Origin of the sequence: Chitinophaga pollutisoli (genome assembly GCF_038396755.1) — a bacterium.
Classification (GTDB): domain Bacteria; phylum Bacteroidota; class Bacteroidia; order Chitinophagales; family Chitinophagaceae; genus Chitinophaga; species Chitinophaga pollutisoli.
Genome location: NZ_CP149822.1, coordinates 2,775,328 through 2,795,653, shown reverse-complemented (window position 1 = coordinate 2,795,653; position 20,326 = coordinate 2,775,328). Strand labels below are relative to the sequence as shown.

The 20,326-nt window shown below is 53.7% G+C and carries 14 protein-coding genes; 8 read left to right on the top strand and 6 right to left on the bottom strand.

The window, feature by feature from the left end:
• Positions 1-140 precede the first annotated feature (140 nt).
• Entirely contained in the window at positions 141-302 is a 162-nt protein-coding gene (locus WJU16_RS11400) for a hypothetical protein (protein WP_341838438.1), read from the bottom strand.
• Between the two features lie 493 nt (positions 303-795).
• On the opposite strand from WJU16_RS11400, the gene WJU16_RS11395 reads away from it, so the two are divergent.
• From WJU16_RS11395 to WJU16_RS11385, 3 genes are all read left to right on the top strand, one after another.
• Positions 796-4,140, top strand: coding sequence for a methylmalonyl-CoA mutase family protein (locus WJU16_RS11395; RefSeq protein ID WP_341838437.1), 3,345 nt, complete (start codon positions 796-798; stop codon positions 4,138-4,140).
• A gap of 80 nt (positions 4,141-4,220) precedes the next feature.
• Positions 4,221-6,002: a MutS-related protein gene (locus WJU16_RS11390; RefSeq protein WP_341838436.1), complete on the top strand. Its 1,782-nt coding sequence runs from the start codon at positions 4,221-4,223 to the stop codon at positions 6,000-6,002.
• 50 nt (positions 6,003-6,052) lie between these two features.
• Positions 6,053-7,135, top strand: coding sequence for a PA0069 family radical SAM protein (locus WJU16_RS11385; protein ID WP_341838435.1), 1,083 nt, complete (start codon positions 6,053-6,055; stop codon positions 7,133-7,135).
• Here the strand turns inward: WJU16_RS11385 and WJU16_RS11380 are convergent.
• Positions 7,110-7,454, bottom strand: coding sequence for a hypothetical protein (locus WJU16_RS11380; protein ID WP_341838434.1), 345 nt, complete (start codon positions 7,452-7,454; stop codon positions 7,110-7,112). The two genes, WJU16_RS11385 and WJU16_RS11380, sit on opposite strands and share 26 nt — an antisense overlap.
• Positions 7,455-7,696: 242 nt before the next feature.
• On the opposite strand from WJU16_RS11380, the gene WJU16_RS11375 reads away from it, so the two are divergent.
• The 5 genes from WJU16_RS11375 to WJU16_RS11355 all read left to right on the top strand — a co-directional run bounded on the left by WJU16_RS11375 (position 7,697) and on the right by WJU16_RS11355 (position 14,720).
• Positions 7,697-9,607 (top strand): transglutaminase-like domain-containing protein, encoded by a 1,911-nt coding sequence (locus WJU16_RS11375; protein ID WP_341838433.1) that lies wholly within the window; start codon positions 7,697-7,699, stop codon positions 9,605-9,607.
• Positions 9,608-9,613: 6 nt separating this feature from the next.
• Positions 9,614-11,833: a DUF3857 domain-containing protein gene (locus tag WJU16_RS11370; RefSeq protein ID WP_341838432.1), complete on the top strand. Its 2,220-nt coding sequence runs from the start codon at positions 9,614-9,616 to the stop codon at positions 11,831-11,833.
• A 523-nt stretch (positions 11,834-12,356) separates the two neighbouring features.
• Positions 12,357-12,923 (top strand): DinB family protein, encoded by a 567-nt coding sequence (locus WJU16_RS11365; protein ID WP_341838431.1) that lies wholly within the window; start codon positions 12,357-12,359, stop codon positions 12,921-12,923.
• Between the two features lie 83 nt (positions 12,924-13,006).
• Complete coding sequence (locus WJU16_RS11360) at positions 13,007-13,204, top strand: hypothetical protein (protein ID WP_341838430.1); 198 nt, start codon at positions 13,007-13,009, stop codon at positions 13,202-13,204.
• A 106-nt stretch (positions 13,205-13,310) separates the two neighbouring features.
• Positions 13,311-14,720, top strand: a complete 1,410-nt coding sequence (locus WJU16_RS11355; RefSeq protein WP_341838429.1) for an RtcB family protein — start codon at positions 13,311-13,313, stop codon at positions 14,718-14,720.
• 77 nt (positions 14,721-14,797) lie between these two features.
• Here WJU16_RS11355 and WJU16_RS11350 read toward each other — a convergent pair whose 3' ends face one another.
• From WJU16_RS11350 to WJU16_RS11335, 4 genes are all read right to left on the bottom strand, one after another.
• Positions 14,798-15,724, bottom strand: a complete 927-nt coding sequence (locus tag WJU16_RS11350) for a GDP-L-fucose synthase (RefSeq protein ID WP_341838428.1) — start codon at positions 15,722-15,724, stop codon at positions 14,798-14,800.
• Positions 15,725-15,727: 3 nt separating this feature from the next.
• Positions 15,728-16,840: a GDP-mannose 4,6-dehydratase gene (gene gmd / locus WJU16_RS11345; protein WP_341838427.1), complete on the bottom strand. Its 1,113-nt coding sequence runs from the start codon at positions 16,838-16,840 to the stop codon at positions 15,728-15,730.
• 108 nt (positions 16,841-16,948) lie between these two features.
• Positions 16,949-18,082 carry a DUF5009 domain-containing protein gene (locus WJU16_RS11340; RefSeq protein WP_341838426.1) on the bottom strand — a complete coding sequence of 378 codons (1,134 nt, stop codon included), beginning with the start codon at positions 18,080-18,082 and terminating at the stop codon, positions 16,949-16,951.
• Positions 18,083-18,114: 32 nt separating this feature from the next.
• Positions 18,115-20,019, bottom strand: coding sequence for an ABC-F family ATP-binding cassette domain-containing protein (locus tag WJU16_RS11335; protein WP_341838425.1), 1,905 nt, complete (start codon positions 20,017-20,019; stop codon positions 18,115-18,117).
• Positions 20,020-20,326: the final 307 nt, after the last annotated feature.

Here is a 20,326-nt window from a genome sequence, read left to right as displayed (position 1 = left end):
GCAGGAATGTATATAATTTTCAGAATTCGGTCGAAAAAATTGTTTTTTAACAAAGTTTTAATTAAGATTGTGTACGATATACACACTGTAAAAACAGGGGGTATGCATCGTAGCCAGAAACCAAATCTAGTCCAGTCGATTTAATCAACAGACGATATTTCAGGAGAACCCGAAGCGAAAGCCATATATGCCATTGATCGTCCTTCACGGGCGTTTTTATCATCTCTTTTATATTGCATTTTATCAAATTCCACGTTGTGATGCAGGACAAATATGTCTTTCATTAATACAGGCTGTTCCATCCCGGACAGCCTGTTTCCTTTGACGTCGGAAAGCCTGCCGGCACTAGCGCTTAATTTAGTATTACCCTAAGGTTGCTATATATCAAAAGAAGGTATACTGCAGGCATATAAAAGGGATAAAACGCAGTACAGATATGGCGCTATATACCTTTAATATACTTTTGATATGCTTTAAACCTTCCTTTACCCTTTAGTTCATATACAGTAATGCACCTCGGGATAATACAATATTACCCGTTTCCGGCCGGGTCGAAGATGCGTTGAAGACATGCGGCGCCCCTTCCCGGTTTCGCTGCGGGATTTCGGCGGCGGCTATCATTTTCAGGAAAATTTTCATCGGCAAGCGGTTGCAGTTGAATAATTTTTAATGAATGGATGATCTGCTGCGCAATGTTCCAAATTCCTTCTGCGCCGCAGCCTCAACGGCTATTTTCGTAACTTGCATGTTTCCTCCGGAACGATGGTGTGCCGGGCACAAGAAGCATTGTCAAACATGACTTATACACCGAACAACAAAATCAGGATTGTTACCGCGGCGGCGCTTTTCGACGGGCACGACGCGGCCATCAACATTATGCGCCGCATCATGCAAAGCACCGGCGCCGAAGTGATCCACCTCGGGCATAACCGATCCGCAGCCGAAATCGTAGACTGCGCCATCCAGGAAGATGCGCAGGGCATCGCGGTGACCTCCTACCAGGGCGGGCACATCGAGTTTTTCAAGTACATGTACGACCTGCTGAAGGAAAAAGGCTGCGGCCATATCCGCATTTTCGGCGGCGGCGGCGGAACCATCCTCCCGTCCGAAATCGAAGAGCTCCATGCTTACGGCATCGCCAGGATTTATAGTCCCGACGACGGCCGGAAGTTCGGCCTCACCGGTATGATCGAAGACGTGATCCGGCAATGTGATTATGAAACGGTGAAAAACGGCGAATGGAAGCTGGACGGTGCGAAACTCACGCAGTACGATGCTCCCGAAATTGCAAAAGCCATTACCTACGCGGAAAACTTCGCGCTGAACGGCCAGCAGGAAGACCTGAAGATCCTGGCTTCCCGCAAAGCCCCCGTGCTCGGGATCACCGGTACAGGCGGCGCGGGCAAATCCAGCGTAACGGACGAACTGGTGCGCCGCTTCCTGCGGACCTACACCGACAAAACCATTGCCGTCATCTCCGTAGACCCCTCCAAAAAGAAAACCGGCGGCGCGCTTCTGGGCGACCGCATCCGGATGAACTCCATCCAGCACCCCCGCGCTTACATGCGCTCGCTCGCCACGCGCGAAAGCGACAAAGCCATCAGCCTGCATATCCAGGAAGCGATCGATATCTGCAAAGCCGCGGCTTTCGATTTCATCATCCTCGAAACCTCCGGCATCGGCCAGAGCGATACCGCCATCGTGGATTACTGTGATGTGGCCCTCTACGTGATGACGCCCGAATATGGCGCGGCTTCCCAGCTGGAGAAAATCAACATGCTGGATTACGCCGATCTCATCGCCATCAACAAATTCGATAAAGCCGGCGCGCTCGATGCCCTGCACGACGTGCGCAAGCAATATAAACGCAACAACAACCTCTGGGACGCGAAAGACGATGACCTGCCCGTGGTAGGCACCATTGCTTCGCAATTCAACGACCCCGGCGTGAACCAGCTGTTCGGCCGCCTCATGCACCGCATCGCGGAAAAAACCGACACGCATTTCGGGGACGACCGGCCAGACAAGCCCGTTACCGCCACTTCTACCAAATCCCTCATCATCCCGCCCGCCCGCGTCCGCTACCTGTCGGAAATCGCAACGGCCAACGGCGAATACAACCAGTGGGTGCAGGAACAATGCGCGCTCGCCACGCAGTGGTACCAGCTCAGCGGCGTCCTCCAAACACCCGGACTTAAGCATGCCGCCGAACTGGAAGAAATCAGCGAGCAGGTACAGGAGAAGATCGCGCCGGAATGCAAAGCGCTGATCGACGGTTGGTCTGCGCTGGTGGCGAAATTCAAAGCCGATTACTATGAATTCCAGGTGCGGGATAAAATCATCAAACTGCCTTTGTTCAGCGAAAGCCTTTCCCACACCCGCGTGCCGAAAGTGTCGCTGCCGAATTACAAAGACTGGGGCGATATCCTCCGCTGGCAACTCACCGAAAATCTCCCCGGTGAATTCCCATATGCCGCGGGCGTATTCCCGCTCAAGCGCGAAGGCGAAGATCCCACGCGGATGTTTGCCGGAGAAGGCGGTCCGGAGCGCACCAACAAAAGGTTTCACTACGTTTCCGTGGACCAGCCGGCCAAACGTTTGTCCACCGCGTTCGACAGTGTTACCTTATATGGCGAAGATCCGGCTTACCGTCCGGACATATATGGAAAGATCGGCAACAGTGGCGTGAGCATCGCTACGGTCGACGATGCCAAGAAACTCTATTCCGGTTTCGATCTCTGCGATCCGAAAACATCGGTGTCGATGACGATCAATGGTCCGGCCCCGATCCTGCTGGCATTTTTCATGAACGCCGCCATTGACCAGGAATGCGAGAAATACATTGCGAAGGAAGGGCTGGAAAGCAAGGTGGAAGCCATCATCAAAAAGAAATTCAAAGACCATCCGCTGCCGCAGTACAATGGCGGTCTGCCGCACGGCAATAACGGCCTGGGATTGCGGTTACTGGGGCTTTCCGGGAGCGACGTGCTGGAGCCGGAAGTATATGCGAAGATCAGGGCGTATGCGCTTAGTACGGTACGCGGTACCGTGCAGGCCGATATCCTGAAAGAAGACCAGGCGCAGAACACCTGCATCTTCTCTACCGAATTCGCGCTGAAGCTCATGGGCGACGTGCAGGAGTATTTCATCCGGGAGAAGGTCCGCAACTTCTATTCGGTGAGCATTTCCGGGTACCATATCGCGGAAGCCGGCGCCAACCCGATCACGCAGCTCGCATTCACGCTCGCGAACGGTTTCACGTATGTGGAATATTACCTGAGCCGGGGCATGAACATCGACGATTTCGCGCCCAACCTTTCCTTCTTCTTCAGCAACGGCATGGATCCCGAATACGCCGTGATCGGCCGTGTAGCCCGCCGCATCTGGGCGAAAGCTATTAAATACAAGTATAAAGGAAACGACCGTTCGCAGAAACTGAAATATCACATCCAAACGTCGGGGCGCAGCCTCCACGCACAGGAGATCGACTTCAACGACATCCGCACCACGCTGCAGGCGCTGTACGCGATTTATGACAACTGCAACTCCCTTCATACCAACGCCTACGACGAAGCTATCACCACGCCCACCGAAGAAAGCGTGCGCCGTGCGATGGCCATCCAGCTGATCATCAACCGCGAACTGGGAACGGCGAAGAATGAAAACCCCAACCAGGGCAGTTTCTTTGTGGAAGAGCTGACAGACCTCGTGGAAGAGGCCGTGCTGGCGGAATTTAACCGCATTACCGAACGTGGCGGCGTACTCGGCGCGATGGAAAGGATGTACCAGCGGAATAAGATTCAGGAAGAAAGCCTGTACTACGAATCGCTGAAACATTCCGGAGAGTTCCCCATCATCGGCGTAAATACTTTCCTCAATAAAAACGGTTCGCCGACGATCGTCCCCGCGGAAGTGATCCGGTCTACCACGGAAGAAAAAGAATACCAGATCACCGCGCTCAACGCGTTCCAGGAAAGGCATGCGGCCGACAGTGAAGCGCAGTTGAAGAAGCTGCAGGAAGTAGCGGTGCAGAACGGTAATCTTTTCGGGCAGCTCATGGAAACGGTGAAATACTGCTCCCTCGGGCAGATCACGCATGCGCTGTACGAAGTGGGCGGACAATACCGCAGGAATATGTAATCTGAACATTTCATACCGGATATTAACCGGACGGTCGTTTGCCGTCCGGTTTTTTTATGCAGAATGATTAATTTCAGGCCATGCAAACCGCGCAAACTTATCAACAACGCATCGACGGATTCCGCCGCTTACTGGATGCCACCGAGGGGAGGCTGAAGCGCCTCGGCCTGGTGCGCTTATTATGTTTCCTGGCGATCGCTTTCTTTGGCTATCAATATTTTTCCACTGCTTTCGCTATTGTGTGGCTGTTGGCGATGGGGGGTATGGTAGCGGGGTTCGTGGCTTCACTGGTACAATACCAGCGGGCTAAGGACAAACAGGCGCTGTACCGCGCGCTGCTGTCACTGAACGAAAAAGAATGGAAACTGGCGACTGGGAAGGGCGCGGATTTCGAAGACGGGGAGGATTTTATCGACGACCAGCACGATTTCTCGGGCGACCTGGATGTGTTTGGGCCTTCTTCGTTGTACCAGCACATCAACCGGACCGGGACGTTGACGGGCAGGAGCCGGCTGGCAGCCTGGTTGAAGGCGCCGTTGCAGTCGGATGCGGCGATCCGGGAGATGCAGGGAGCGGTGCGGGAATTGAGTCAGCGGATAGAATTCCGGCAGAATTTTGCGGCGCATGCGCAGCTGGCGAACGAGACGGCGCACGACATGCATGAGATCCGGTTGTGGAAATCGGCTCCCATGGAGTTTTTGCACAAGAAGGGATTATTGATCGCCGCGTACGTGATGCCGGCGCTGGTGCTGGCGGGCATTGTTTATTACGCGGTAACGGGTGTGTTCGTCTGGATGATGCTGATGCTGTTCGTGAACTGGGGGATCCTGTTGTTGAACGTGAAAAAGGTGAATGGCCAGCATGTGCTGTTGTCGAATAAAGAAAAGGTGTTGGGGAAATTCGCGGTGTTGCTGCGGATGATCGGTGCGGAGGACTGGAAAGGGGTGCCCTGGCTGGAAGCGCGGAAGCGCACGGCTGCGGAAGCGGACCGTTCGTTGCATGCCCTCGCGCGGGTCAGCAACCTGCTGGATCAGCGGATGAACCTGCTGGTGGGGATCGTGTTGAATTCGCTCATGCTCTACGATATCCATTGCATTTTTAAGCTGGAGCGCTGGAAAGAGAAGCACCGCGGGGATATGGACGAGTGGCTGGAGGCGATAGCGCTGATGGAAACGGCCAACAGCTTGTCGACGTTCGCGTTCAATCATCCGGAATACATCTACCCGGAAGTAGGTGGGGGGATGAGTGGCACCGGCGGCAGGCGGATCGGGCATCCGCTGATTCCGGAAAGTGAATGTGTAAAGAACGACTGGAAGATAGACGCGCAGGAACAATGCCATATTATCACCGGTTCGAACATGAGCGGCAAGAGTACGTTTTTGCGGAGCGTGGGCGTGAACTGGTTGCTGGCGATGACGGGCGCTCCCGTTTGCGCGGAACAGTTCCGTTGCCACCCCGTGCGGATTATGACATCGATGCGGATCAAGGATTCCATCGCGCGGCATACGTCGTATTTCCAGGCGGAATTGCAGCGTTTGCAGCGGATTATTGAGGTGTTGAAAGGCGGAGAGGAGGTGTTCATCATTCTCGACGAAATATTAAAAGGCACGAATTCGGAAGATAAGCTGACGGGATCGCGGGAGCTGGTAAAGCATTTCCTGCAATACGGTTGCGCCGGGATGATTGCAACGCATGACCTGGAGCTGGGCGCGCTGGAAGCAGAGTGCCCTGGGCGGGTGCGAAATTATTGTTTCGAGAGCAGCCTGGAAAACGGGGCATTGCATTTTGATTACACGATGCGCGCGGGTATTGCGCGCAACAAGAATGCGACGTTCCTCATGCGGCAAATGGGCATCATATAAATTTTGTAATACTAATAAAATTAGTATATTTACTAAAATTATTAGTGTATATGACGCTCCCGTTCAGTGATACACCCGCTTCATTCCCATACTATAAAGGCCGCGGCGCGCAGGTGAACCCGAAAAACAAGTACCTGGCCGAGGAGTACGCCCAGGAGCATCCCGAAGGCATCGATGAATGGTGGCAGGCGGATGTTCCGACACAAATTTTTGAAGAGAACGCGAAAACCCTCGTGAATAAGGTCGACAGTCCGGATGTAGGGATGTGGTACTCCATGAATCCTTACCAGGGCTGCGAACATGGATGTATTTATTGCTACGCCCGTAATTCCCACCAGTTCTGGGGCTTCAGCGCCGGATTGGATTTCGAGCGGAAGATCGTGGCCAAAACGAATGCGCCGGAATTGCTGCGCAAGTTTCTCAACAACAAAAACTGGGTGCCCAAACCCTTGTCTCTTTCGGGGAATACGGATTGCTACCAGCCGCTGGAGCGTAAAATGTGGCTAACGCGGCAGTGCCTGGAAGTGGCCTGGGAGTATCGCCAGCCGGTGGGGATCATCACAAAGAACGCGCTGGTGTTGCGGGATAAGTACATCCTGCAGAAGATGGCGGAGCATAACCTCATATGCGTGTATGTGAGCCTGACCACGTTGCAGGAGGACCTGCGGCAGAAGATGGAACCACGGACGGCCACCGGTATACAGCGCCTGAAGGTGATCCGGGAGCTGTCGGAGCTGGGGGTTCCGGTGGGGGTGATGACGGCGCCTGTTATCCCCGGCCTGAATGATCATGAGATCCCGCGGCTGCTGGAGCAGGCAGCGGAGAACGGGGCGAAGTATGCAGGGTACACGGTGGTTCGCCTGAACGATGCCGTGAAGGTCATTTTCCAGGATTGGCTGCAAAAGAATTTCCCCGACCGGCACGACAAAGTATGGCATATGATCGAAAGCCTGCATGGCGGTGAGGTGAACGACAGTCAGTTCGGCCGCCGCATGCGTGGCGATGGCAATGTGGCGGACATCATCCGTCAGCAGTTCCGGGTGCAAACGAAGCGCCTGGGGATGAACCAGGAGAAATTCGAGTTCAATACCAGTTTATTTGCAAGGCCTACAAATCAGTTGAAGTTGTTTTGATGGAATTGATGGTCATTTTATTTTCCAGTTGCCAATAATGGCGGCTCAGGTCGCTTGAAAAGATATTCATCCTTGTATTTTTAACATGCAATGTTAAAATTGCAAGGATGTGAGGCTTTTCGAGGCACTTACCTTGTAATTTTAAAGTCTTTGAAATGGGTGTAGCCTGAATAATGCCTCTTGATGGCTGGAAATTGGGGGACTTACCTTGTAATTTTAAAGTCTTTGAAACGGGTGTAGCCTGAATAGCGTCTCTTGATGGTTTGAAATTGGAAAGAAACGATGCATTTAAATACGCGATAGAAGTCAAGAAGTCCATGGCGCCGGTGGTTTCCAAAGGGTTTCACCATGGATGTGAAGACATCGGCGCTACGAAGCGTTTTGTGGTATATCCTGGCGATGATCGCTTTCCCGGACCCGGCAATACGGAAATCCTATCCCTGCAATCCATGATGGAGGAAGTGAAATTAATGATGAGATAACCCATTGGGAAATGCAGGTGAAGGGGTAATATATAGATATTTTCGCTATCTTTAATCCCCTTTATACCTGTTGTAAGCTATGCGAACCGCGCTTAATTCCCTGTGCCTCAGTACTATATTATGCTGCCTGGTGCCCCGGCCCGCCCATGCCCTGGAGCACATGGCCGCTCATCCGGTCGTGGAACATGAACCATCCAATGTAATCATCCTGGAGAAAAAAGAACGCTTCGAGTTTGTCCGCGGGGATAAGCAAAACCCCGTCTGGGTCAGGGAAAAAACCGCCACCACTTATCGCTGCAACGAATTTCGCGAGTCCATTCCTGTCGTCACCTTTTACAACGACTACAGCCGCGTCGAAGAAGTGAAAGCCTGGGTCAACGGCGACCGCATCAAAGTAAAACCCGAACACCGCTACTATTCCATCGAAGATATCTTTTATGCCGACGCAAGGATCTGTGGATTCATGCTCCCCTTCAAAAAGAAAGACACCGAAAGCCGCACCGAAATCGAGAAAATAACCCTCGACCCCCGTTACTTCACCTCTATTTATTTCCAGGAAGAATATTTTACAGCCTCGAAAGAAATCTCTGTTGTAGTGCCCCGCTGGATGAAAGCGGAAGTCCGGGAGATGCATTTCGCCGGAGCAGGGATTCAAAGCGCCAAATCCTACGACTCCCGTCAGGATGCCGACGTGTACACTTATACCGCGCAACAGCTCAAGCCCTTCAAAAGCGAATCCGGCGCCCCGGGCCCGAGCTATCTCTATCCGCACCTGCTGGTTTCCAGCCATAGCGCAAATTCCCCGGCCGGACAAGCCACCTATTTCGGCAACCTTCAAAACCTTTACGCCTGGTACCACCGCCTCGCCAGCGAAGTCGAAAACGACCGCGACGCCGTGAAAGCCACCGCTGCCGCCATCGTCAAAGATAATATTACCGACCTCGATAAAATCAAAGCCATCTACACCTGGATGCAGGAGAACATCCGGTACATCGCTTTTGAAGACGGGATCGCAGGCTTCAAGCCCGCCAAAGCCCAGGATGTGCTTTCCAAAAAGTATGGCGATTGCAAAGGAATGGCCAACCTAACCCGTGAAATGCTCGCTTCGCTCGGCTTCGACGCCCGGCTTTGCTGGATCGGTACGCGACATATTGCTTACGATTATTCGTTGCCTACACTGGCGGTCGACAATCACATGATCTGTGCGGTATACCTCGATGGCAAAACCTGGTTCCTCGATGCTACCGAAACCTACATCGGCTTCGATCAATACGCCGAACGCATCCAGGGCCGGCAGGTGCTCATCGAGAATGGCGATCAATACCATCTTTCCCGCATACCTGAACGTACTTTCGAGCAAAACCGCCAAACGGAAAAGCGATCTCTCCGCATCGAAGGCGCCCGCCTCGCCGGAAGCGTCAGCCACCGGATGACGGGCGAGTGCACAGCATCCCTCCTGTCCAACGTCCACCAGATCCGGAAAACCAAGCTGGACGAGGCGCTGGAACAATACCTCTCGCGGGAGAACGGCCAATACCGCATCGCCAATATGCGCACCTCCGACCTCCACGACTGGAATACCGACCTGCTGATCAATTACGAGCTCACGCATAACGACGCGGTAAGCGCCTTCGGCGACGAACTGTATGTGGAAATGGATTTTCGCAAAGAGATGGAAGACGCCGTGATCGATACCGTCAATCGGCAGCACGATTTCTGGCTCCCGTATAAAAGGCAGCTCGCGCAGGAAACGGTGCTCACCCTGCCGGAGGGCTTCCAGGTAAAATCACTGCCGCCCGCACTCCTGATCGATCAACCGAAATACGCCTTCAAAGCGGAATACGAACACAAAAACGGCCAGGTCATCTACAAAAAGGAAATCATCATCCGCGATACCCGTATCCTGCGCTCCGACTTCGCCACCTGGAACGCCGACATTAAAAAACTTCGCCAATCCTATCTCGAACAAATCTCCCTTACCAAAAAATAACCACTGATGAGGACGACCATTGCCATTTTTATTTGCCTGCTGCTGCTCATCACAGGCATGATGGCCCAGGAGAAAAAAAGCTACGCCTGGGATGTGAAGGCGGAAAGGAAATATATAGAAAGACAAGAGGAGGTGAAGGAAGAAGTCTGGTCCATCAAACAGGCTGGTTTCCGCACCCGGACCGTACCGCCGGAATATGCGAATGAATCCGCCGTGGTATTGGCGCGACATATCGATATCGTAACCCCGCAGAAGGCGGTGAAACTGCATCGTACGGAAAGGAACCTGGTAGCGATCAACGATAAAGCCGCGCTGGAAAGGTATTCGGAGTTCGAGTTCAGACAATATGAGAATTACGACCAAAACGCATTGCTCGAGCCTTTCGATAAACTCACAAAAGTCGTTTTCATCGGGGTGCGCATCTATAAGAAAGACGGAACGATGAAAGAGATTTACGGCGACGAATCCGTGGTGACCGACATCGCTGTAACGCGCCATAAATCCCGCAAGCTCGCGATCCCCGATCTGCAGGTGGGCGACCTGGTGGATTATTTCATCCGGGAGGAGTCGTTCGTAATTTACGCCAACCATTTCACGCGGGAGCTTTTTGTGTTTGGAGAGGAGGAACCGGTGCTGGAATATTCGATCCACATCGGGGCGTTCAATGAGTGGTTTGCGCTGGAATACCGTTCGATGAACGGGGCGCCCAACTTCAAGGAACGGTACGAAGACCATATGATCCACCTGGACATGCTCGTGAGAAATATCCCGGCGCAGCCCGTCAGCCTCTGGATGAACGCATTCCGACAATTGCCGATGGTGCGGACGCATATGCGCCCGGGCGCCCGGACCGAAAAAGGCGGCCGCCGGAAGGAAGGGATGATTTACGCCAACCCCAGCTCCACGAAGATCCGCGACGAGGCGGTAGCTTCAATCGTAGGGCGCCGGAATACGCAATCCCCCAACATTTTGCCATCCTATGGCCTGGTCATGAACCGGGTGAAGCAGTTTAAGAAGGATAATCCAAATGCCACACAGTCCGAGCTGGCGGAATTCATTTACTATACGGTGCGGTTTGGCGTGGTGTACCACATCTCCCCCACCGATCCCATCATCGTTGACCAGCGCCGCAATTTCAATGCACTCCGGGAGGAAAACTTCCTATTGTACGTTTACTTGGTGCTGGGCAAGTTTGATGTACCGGCGGAGTTCGTTTTTACGACACCGAAGAATGGTCCGGCCATGACGGAAGTGTTTGACGCTGGAGATTTCAGCCTGATGTTGCGGATTCCGGGGAAAAAGGCGCTGTATGTGAGTGTGGACGGGCTTTTCCCGACAACGGACCATATCCCTTCCGAGTTTGAGGGCCAGAAGGCCTCTGTACTGCCGGCGCAAAGCGGGCATACGACGGATCAGTGGGATATCCCGGAAAGCGTGGCGGCGAGTAACCGGCAGGCGGAACGGATGGAGATCGGGTTTGCGAGAGATAACCTCCAGCAGTTGCAAATAAACCGGGAAACGACGGTGACGGGGCATTTCAAGAAACGCACGCAGCAGCAGCTTTTCCTTTTTGAAGATTATTATAACGCCGAAAGGGCTTTGCTGGGGATGGAAAAGTCTTTTATGGAGGATTTCCAGGGGAACCGGCACACCCGCGCGCTGCACGACGAATACCGGAATGCCTTCGACCGGGCACGGCGGGATGTGAAGGATTACTTCCTGCGGGATGTGCAGGCGCAATTCGAGGAAATGACGGTGACGCTGGACACGTTCGGGATCAGGGAGATGGGCATCCGGTCGGATAAGCCGGCATTGGTGTACCATACCCGGTTTTCGTTGGATGGATTGGTGAAGAAGGCCGGCCCCAACTACATCCTGGACGCGGGCAAGATCATCGGCGGGCAGATTTCGGTAAAGCCTTCGCAGCGGGCGCGGACGGCGGATGTATATATGTCATTCGCCCGTTCGTTTGCATATGAGATCGAGGTGGAGATTCCGGAAGGGTATGTGGCCGAGGGGGTGGAGAAGCTGGCGCGGCAGGTGGATAACGAATGCGGGAGCTTCATAGTAAAAGCGGAACAGAAAGAAGGGAAGCTGCAGTTGCAGATCACCAAGTCGTATAAAGTTGCACACGCGCAGGCCGCCAAATGGCCGCAGTTGCTGGAGATGATCGATGCGGCGGAGGCTTTCAGGGATCAGAAAATCCTGTTGAAGAAAGCGGGTTAACAAAAAATAAACACAGCGGAAACAATTTTTTAATAAAATTATTGCGAAAGAAAAAAATAATTTTCTATCTTTGTTGACGTAAACAAACTGCTAATAGACGATGTCACGCAATTATACATATAAGATGAAGGTCGCAAAACGCATGCAAAAGCAGGCGATTCGATCCTATGCGGGCAGGTTATAGCAGGTAACAAAAAAGAAAGTTATCCGAAAGATATAACAGAGGGTCCCGCAGAAAATGCGGGACCTTTTTTTATGGTGCTGATGGACATACAACTGAACAAGATAATCGCGCAAGTACGCATGGCAAAGGCGCCGGGGGAGTGCATTTCATGGCACAGCCCTGGTGGAACCGGTATGTATTGATGTGAACGTAATTTTACGAACGCTATATATAGCCCGGTCCGCCGCCCACAGCCGACCGGGCTTTTTATTTAAAGCCCCCGGAAACGGAAACATGAACATATATATAACCAGGTAAAGTGCTTTTTTGAAAAAGTGATTTGCCCCAAAAACAGACCCAATGAGAAACGTTGTACAATTCGTAAGAGAGGCCCTGATCAACAATTTCCGGGAGCTGGACCAATGGTTCCAGGAAGACGCCGTGCTACTGCACTTCAAACCCGAACGCGGGCAGTGGAATGCACGGGAAGTGCTTGAGCATATTTGCCTGACGAACTATTTCCTGTTGCTGACCATCAATAAAAGTACCCGCCGCGCGCTGGAACGTAAGATGGACGGACTCTATATAATGCCCGGTGCCGATTATGAGGCTAAATTCCGCCAGATCGAAATCGTGAGCAGCAAATCCTTCGGATGGGTGAACCCGGCGCACCTGGAGCCCTCCGGCACAAGGGACCTCGACGAGATCCGCACCCTCCTCAAGCAACAATTCGCGCAATGCATGTATAATCTCAGCATGCTCAAAAACGGGGAAGGCAGGCTCGTAAGAACAGAAATGACCGTGAATAACCTGGGGAAACTGGATATCTATCAGTATATCTTCTTCCTCACAAAACATATCGAAAGGCACATCGCGCAACTGCATGAACTGCGCGATCAGTACGAAGAAAGCGCCATTATGATATAAACTTTTTTTTATACGCAAAAGAAAAGAGTCAACCCGGCTCCCGTCTTTGGCGGGAGCTTTTTTTAACGCCAAAAATGCCAACAATGAAAAAGAATTATAAGTCCACATACAAACCCCAGTTACCGGACCGTGTAGCGGTCCTATCCGTAAACTACAACATCAGGTATGATGGACAATACGACGACGGCGGAGGAAAGCTGCTCCTTGCTCTCCTTCCGCATACGGTGCCCACGCTCCAGAAAACGCGCCGCGCGGGTAAAACGGAGAAATCCGAAGGATAATCCTGATAAATTTTAATCCCTGGTTTGGCCGGACCCCTCCGCTGGCATGAAAGATGCTGCGGTATGGCTAAACTGCCCGTGAAAGACGGGCTTACAATTCATCTATATGTCAAAGCTCAAACTTCGCGGCAAAGACCTCCGGGCCATCGGTTACCCCGAGGCGCCGGTGATCAGCGTCGCGATCGGTGTCATGGAGAAACATTATAAACATCACTCCCAGGACGCCGCACTGGCCCTGCTGACGCAGGTGCTGCAAGACCCCGCCGCTTTTTCGGCCGACGAACATCTTGGAAAAATCGCTGAAAAGCTGATCGTGGAAGAATCCGTAGAAATTCCCCTCCTGCCGGAAGCGCTGCCTTACCAGATTTTCGGGAAGGAATTCATCGAAGAAGGCGCACTCCGGCAAATGAACGGCGCCATGCGCCTGCCAGTTACGGCCGCCGGCGCCCTCATGCCCGACGCCCACCAGGGCTATGGCCTGCCTATCGGAGGCGTGCTCGCCGTCCGCAATGCCGTTATCCCTTACGCAGTTGGGGTGGATATCGGTTGCCGGATGTGCCTGTCTATCCTGGATATCCCGGCTGTAAACCTGGAAAAAAATGCCGCACAGTTCAAACGGGAACTGATCGCGCAAACGGCCTTCGGGGCAGGGATGTCCTGGAAAAAACCGGAAGACGATGCCGTGCTCGACAACCCGGCCTTCCAGGAAATCGGGCTGCTGAAACACCTGCAGGCCAAAGCCGCCGCGCAGTTGAGCACCTCCGGCTCCGGCAACCACTTCGTGGAATGGGGACTGGTAGAAATCACCGATCCCGCCAACGAATGGAACCTCGCGCCCGGCGTGTACCTTGGCCTGTTGTCGCACTCCGGCTCACGGGGCCTGGGTGCCCAGATCGCCGCGCACTACACCAAAGTGGCGCAGGAAGTCTGCCAGCTCCCCCGCGAAGTGCAACACCTCGCCTGGCTGGATATGGATTCCGATAACGGCCGGGAATACTGGACGGCGATGAACCTCGCGGGCGATTACGCTTCCGCGAACCATCACCACATCCACCGCCGGCTGATTAAAGCCATGGGCGCCACGCTGCTGGCCCGGGTCGAAAACCACCACAACTTCGCGTGGAAAGAAACCCATAACGGAGAAAACCTGATCGTTCACCGGAAAGGCGCCACGCCCGCCGGTAAAGGTGCGCTCGGCGTTATTCCCGGATCCATGACCGAACCCGGTTTTATCGTGCGGGGCCGCGGATTCGAAGGGGCGCTGGATTCCGCATCGCATGGCGCCGGCCGGCAAATGAGCCGGTCCAAAGCCACGCAAACCTTCACCGGTCACGAGCTGAACCGCATCCTGATAGAGAAAGGCGTAACACTCGTAGGCGGCGGCCTGGACGAAGCGCCCGGCGCTTACAAAGATATCCGCGCCGTGATGGCCGCGCAAAAGCCGCTGGTCGACGTCATCGGGACATTCCTGCCTAAGATCGTCCGCATGGCGGATGGCGGGCCATCGGAAGATTAAAGCCTATTCACCGGTATAAAAGACGGGGGCGACAGATTAACTGTCGCCCCCGTCGTATTTTCGGCAGGTCCGTTTTGTCAGACCTGCAGGAATTTTTCTTCATACACCTGCCGGATGCCCTGTTCCAGGGGAATCGCGGCTTTCCAGCCGAGGCTGTGGAGGCGGGAAACGTCCATCAGTTTGCGGGGCGTACCGTCGGGTTTGGTGGTGTCGAAAACGAGTTTTCCTTCATACCCCACAATTTTTTGTACGAGGCGCGCCAGGTCGGCGATGCTCAGGTCTTCCCCCACACCGATATTGATCGGCCCGGGCTCGTCATAATTTTGCATGAGGAAGAAACAGGCGTCGGCCATATCATCGGCATGCAGGAATTCGCGGAGCGGCGTTCCCGTTCCCCAGATTACCACTTCTTCCACTTTATTGGCTTTCGCGTCATGGAATTTGCGGAGCAGGGCGGGCAGCACGTGCGAGTTCTGCAGGTCGTAGTTGTCGTTGGGCCCGTAGAGATTGGTCGGCATTACGGAAATGAACTGCGCACCATACTGGCTGCGGTAAGCGTCGCACAGTTTGATACCGGCGATCTTGGCGATGGCGTACGGTTCGTTGGTAGGTTCCAGCGTGCCGGTGAGCAGGTATTCTTCCTTCAGCGGCTGCGGCGCCAGCTTGGGATAGATGCAGGACGATCCGAGGAACATGAGTTTTTTCACGCCGTTGAGATGGGCATGATGGATCACGTTGTTCTGGATCATGAGGTTGTCGTACAGGAATTCCGCGCGGTAGGTGTTGTTGGCCACGATGCCGCCTACTTTGGCTGCGGCGAGGAATACGTAATCCGGCTTTTCTTCCTGGAAGAAAGCCGCCACGGCCGCCTGGTCGCGGAGGTCGAGTGTGTCGGAGGTGCGGGTGACGAAATTGGTAAAACCTGCCTGTTGGAGCCTCCGGGTGATGGCGGAGCCCACCATGCCGCGGTGCCCTGCGATATATATTTTGCTGTTGGGTTGCATTGGTTATTCGAATTGATTGAGGACTTTGTACCCTGCGTCTTTCAGAAGCTTTTCGCGGCGGAAAAGCTCGATATCGGCGGCCATCATGTCTTTCACGAGGCTATAAAGGTCGTGCTCGGGCTTCCAGCCCAGTTGTGTTTTGGATTTGGTGGAGTCGCCGATGAGGAGGTCCACTTCGGTTGGGCGGAAATACCGCGGGTCCACGGCTACAACTTCGGTGCCGGGTGTCAGCCGGAAGTCGGGATTTGAAGCGGATTTCACATATCCTTTTTCGTCGGCGCCTTCTCCTTTGAACTCCAGTTCCACGCCGATTTCGGCGAAGCTGAGGCGGATGAAGTCGCGCACGGTATTGGTTTCGCCGGTGGCGATCACGTAATCTTCGGGTTGATCCTGCTGAAGGATGAGCCACATCGCTTTCACGTAATCTTTCGCATGGCCCCAGTCGCGCTTGGCGTCGAGGTTGCCCATGAAGAGCTTGTCCTGCATGCCGAGGCCGATTTTGGCTACGCCGCGGGTGATTTTGCGGGTCACGAAGGTTTCGCCGCGCAGGGGGGATTCGTGGTTGAAGAGGATACCGTTGCAGGCGTACATTTTATAGGCTTCGCGGTAGTTCACCGTGATCCAGTAGGCGTACATTTTCGCTACGGCGTAAGGAGAACGGGGATAGAACGGTGTTTTTTCGGACTGGGGGATTTCCTGCACCAGGCCATACAATTCCGAAGTGGAAGCCTGGTAGATGCGGGTTTTTTCCGTAAGCCCCAGCAGCCGCACGGCTTCCAGGATCCGGAGGGTACCCACGCCGTCCACGTCGGCGGTATATTCCGGCGTTTCGAAGCTCACCTGCACGTGGCTCATGGCGCCCAGGTTGTAAATCTCGTCGGGCTGTACTTCCTGGATAATACGGATGATGTTGGTCGAGTCCGTCAGGTCGCCGTAATGCAGTTTCAGGTGAACGTTCGGTTCGTGCGGGTCTTGATAAAGATGGTCAATTCGATCGGTATTGAACAGGGACGTGCGGCGTTTGATGCCATGCACTTCATAGCCTTTCTGGAGCAGCAGCTCGGTCAGATAGGCGCCATCCTGGCCGGTGATCCCTGTAATTAACGCTTTTTTCATCGGTGTGGGCAGATTTAATCCCGGCAAAAATAGCATTATCTCGGGTTCCGCAGGGGGAAAAATAAAACCGCCCGGGCAATTCTGGCCGGGCGGTTCGTTATCGCAAATTTATACGCGGACGTAGATCTTCTTTCTGTCCATCCACCAACCCACGAGCCATAACAGCAGCACGTGGAACAGTGCGAAGGCCAGCGAGCCGGGATAGTCGCCAAATACGGGCTGGAAGATGTGGTTGTACATCCAGCTGTAGAGCCCTTCGTGGTTGGGGCCGAGGCGGAAATATGAGTAAGTGTCCACCAGCATGCCCGAAAGCACGTAAATGAAGAGCGGGTTTTTACCGAAGACCTCGAAGAAATAGGTTCCTTTCCCTTGCCAGCCTTTCATTTCGATGAGGTAGATCATCACAGAAAGCAGCAGGGTAGCGAGGCCTACGGTATAGAGCACGTATGAGCTGGTCCAGATTTTTTTGTTGATGGGGAATACGGAGCTCCAGAGGAGGGCCACGGCGATGGCGAAGGAGCCGGCGATCACCAGTTTCAGGAGCATGCCGCGGGCGTGGCGGTTCTTTTGCACGTACGCGCCTACGAGGTAGCCGAATACGACGTTGCCAACGGCGGGCAGGGTGCTGAGGAGGCCCTCCGGTTCAAACGCTACGCCTTCGCCATGGTACATGTGCGATTCGCCGAGGATGGCGAGGTCGATGGCCTGGCCGGCGTGGCCCGTCATGCTATAGGGATCGCCAGGGGCGCCAAAGAAGTACATCACGGCCCAATACCCGAGCAGGAGCAGGCAGGTTACGATGGCGGTGCCGCGGGGTTTGAGGTAATGGATGAGGAGCGCCGCGATGCAGTAGCAAAGTGCGATGCGCTGCAATACACCGAGTATGCGGAGGTTGCTGAGGTCGATGAAATTAAAGTGGCCTTCCGCATCGTAGCGCCCGAACGGATACATGTTCAGGAACAGGCCGATGAAGAAGATGAGGAGCGTCCGCTTGAAGATCTTGCCCAGCACCTGCGCGTTGCTCAGGGTGTTGAATTTCTTCATGGCGAAGCTCATGGCGTTGCCGACGGCGAACAGGAAAAACGGGAACACCAGGTCGGTCGGCGTACAGCCGTCCCATTTGGCGTGGCCCAGCGGTGCGTACACGTATTGCCAGCTGCCCGGGGTATTTACGAGGATCATGCAGGCAACGGTGAGCCCGCGAAAAACATCGAGGGACAGGAAGCGTTGATTTTGGTTCATTGGCACGGGTTTATCCGCTAAAGCTAATAAAATTATCCCGCCATTTCACTTAGTTCCAGCCAGCGCATGCCTTTATCGTCGAGCAGTTGGATAACCTCGCCGATGCGCCGGGCGGCGCTTTCGAGCTGGTCGTACGGCAGCGATCCGGAAGCCATCTGGTCGTCGAGGGTTTTCTTTTCCTGTTCGAGGTCGGCGATTTCCTTTTCAAGCAGTTCCAGTTCCCGCTTTTCCTTGAACGACATCTTCTTTGCCTTCTGTTCGGCGGGCGTGGCGGCGGCAACGGTAGGCGTGGCGGTTGTCTCAACGGGCTTGGGCGCCTCTTTGAGCTTTTCCTGATCTTTTTCCCATTCGCGGTACTGGGTGTAATTGCCGGGGAAGTCTCTTACCACGCCTTCTCCTTCAAACACAAACAGGTGATCCACCAGTTTATCCATGAAGTAACGGTCGTGGCTCACGATGATGATACAGCCCTGGTAGGACATGAGGAAATCTTCCAGGATGCTGAGGGTGGGCAGGTCGAGGTCGTTGGTGGGCTCGTCGAGCACCAGGAAGTTAGGGTTGCGGAAGAGGATGGAGAGGAGGTGGAGCCTTCTTTTTTCCCCGCCGCTGAGCCGGGAAATGTAAGTGTATTGTTTTTCCGGGGGGAATAGGAAAAGCTGGAGGAACTGGGCGGCGGATACCTTGGTGCCGTCGGCCAGGGGGAAGTTTTCGGCAATATTCTTCACGAATTCGATGACGCGCATGTCTTCCTTGACGATGAGCCCTTGTTGGGAGTAATTCCCGAAAACAACCGTATCGCCCACGTTGATTTTACCGGAATCCGGTTGTTCGGAACCGAGGAGCATGTGCAGGAAGGTGGATTTGCCGACGCCGTTTTTGCCGACTACGCCGATGCGCTCGCCTTTTTTGAAGGTGTAATCGAAGCCTTTGAGGATCTGGAGCTTGCCGTATGCTTTATATACTTTCTTGAGTTCCAATATCTTACCACCAAGCCGGGTCATTTTGACGTTGAGTTCCAGCTGGGCTTGTTCGAGGCGTTTGCTGGCGCGTTCTTTTACTTCGTAGAAGGCGTCTTGCCGGGATTTGGACTTGGTGGTGCGGGCTTTGGGTTGCTTGCGCATCCATTCCAGTTCTTTCCGGTAGAGGTTGCGGGCCTTTTCGGTGCTGGACCGGTCGGATTCTTCGCGGGCGGCTTTTTTCTCAAGGTAGTTTTCGTAATTGCCTTTATATATGTAGAGCTCGCCGTTGTCGATTTCCATGATCTCGTTGCAGACGGAGTCGAGGAAGTAACGGTCGTGGGTAACGAGGAGGAGGGTAACGTTTTCCTGGTCGAGGTAGTGTTCCAGCCATTCGATCATGGATACGTCGAGGTGGTTGGTGGGCTCGTCGAGGATGAGCAGGGTGTGTTTATGTTCGAACCCGATATCGATGAGTACTTTGGCGAGGGCCACGCGTTTCTGCTGGCCGCCGGAGAGGGTGTCTACGCGCTGGTCGAGGTGATGGATATTGAGTTTGCCGAGGATTTGTTTGACTTTGGAGTCGAAGTGCCAGGCGCCGAGTTCGTCCATTTTGGCGACGGCGGCGGAGAGGATGGCGGCGTCGGGCTCGGGGCCGTCCGGGTCGGTGAGGGCTTCGTATTCCTTGATGGCGTTGAGGATGGGATGGTCGTGGTCGAAGATGTTTTCGAGCACGGTTTCGCCGGGCTCGTGGCGGCTCGACTGTTCGAGCATAACAACTGTAACGTCTTTATGGATCCAGACTTTTCCTTCGTCGGGGTGTTCGGTGCCGGTAAGGATTTTGAGGAGTGTGGATTTGCCGGATCCGTTGAGGGCTACGAGGGCGATTTTATCGCCTTCTTCGATATGGAATGAGATATTTTCGAAAAGGGGCTTCTCGCCGTATGATTTGGAGAGGCCTTCCACCGTTACGTAATGCATGGTGCGAAGTTAAATCCTTTTCAGAGAATTGGTTTTTTCAATATTTTTTTCGTATATTCATAAAGGGAATAACAGATGGGATTTTATGTAATGGGAACCTTATTATAGCCATCCAGTAACACTTTAAGAATCAACCTTCACGACGGTATTCCTTATATGCTTCCGGTGAAAATGATATAACTGGGGAGCTCAGGCAGAAGCACCTCATCCATCGCTTGCCCCAGGCACGGCCTTTTTCCATTTTTTTGTGGTATCTTTTGTTTGTCTCCCCTGGTTGAAGGAGAATAAAAAATCCTGCCTGTTTGGG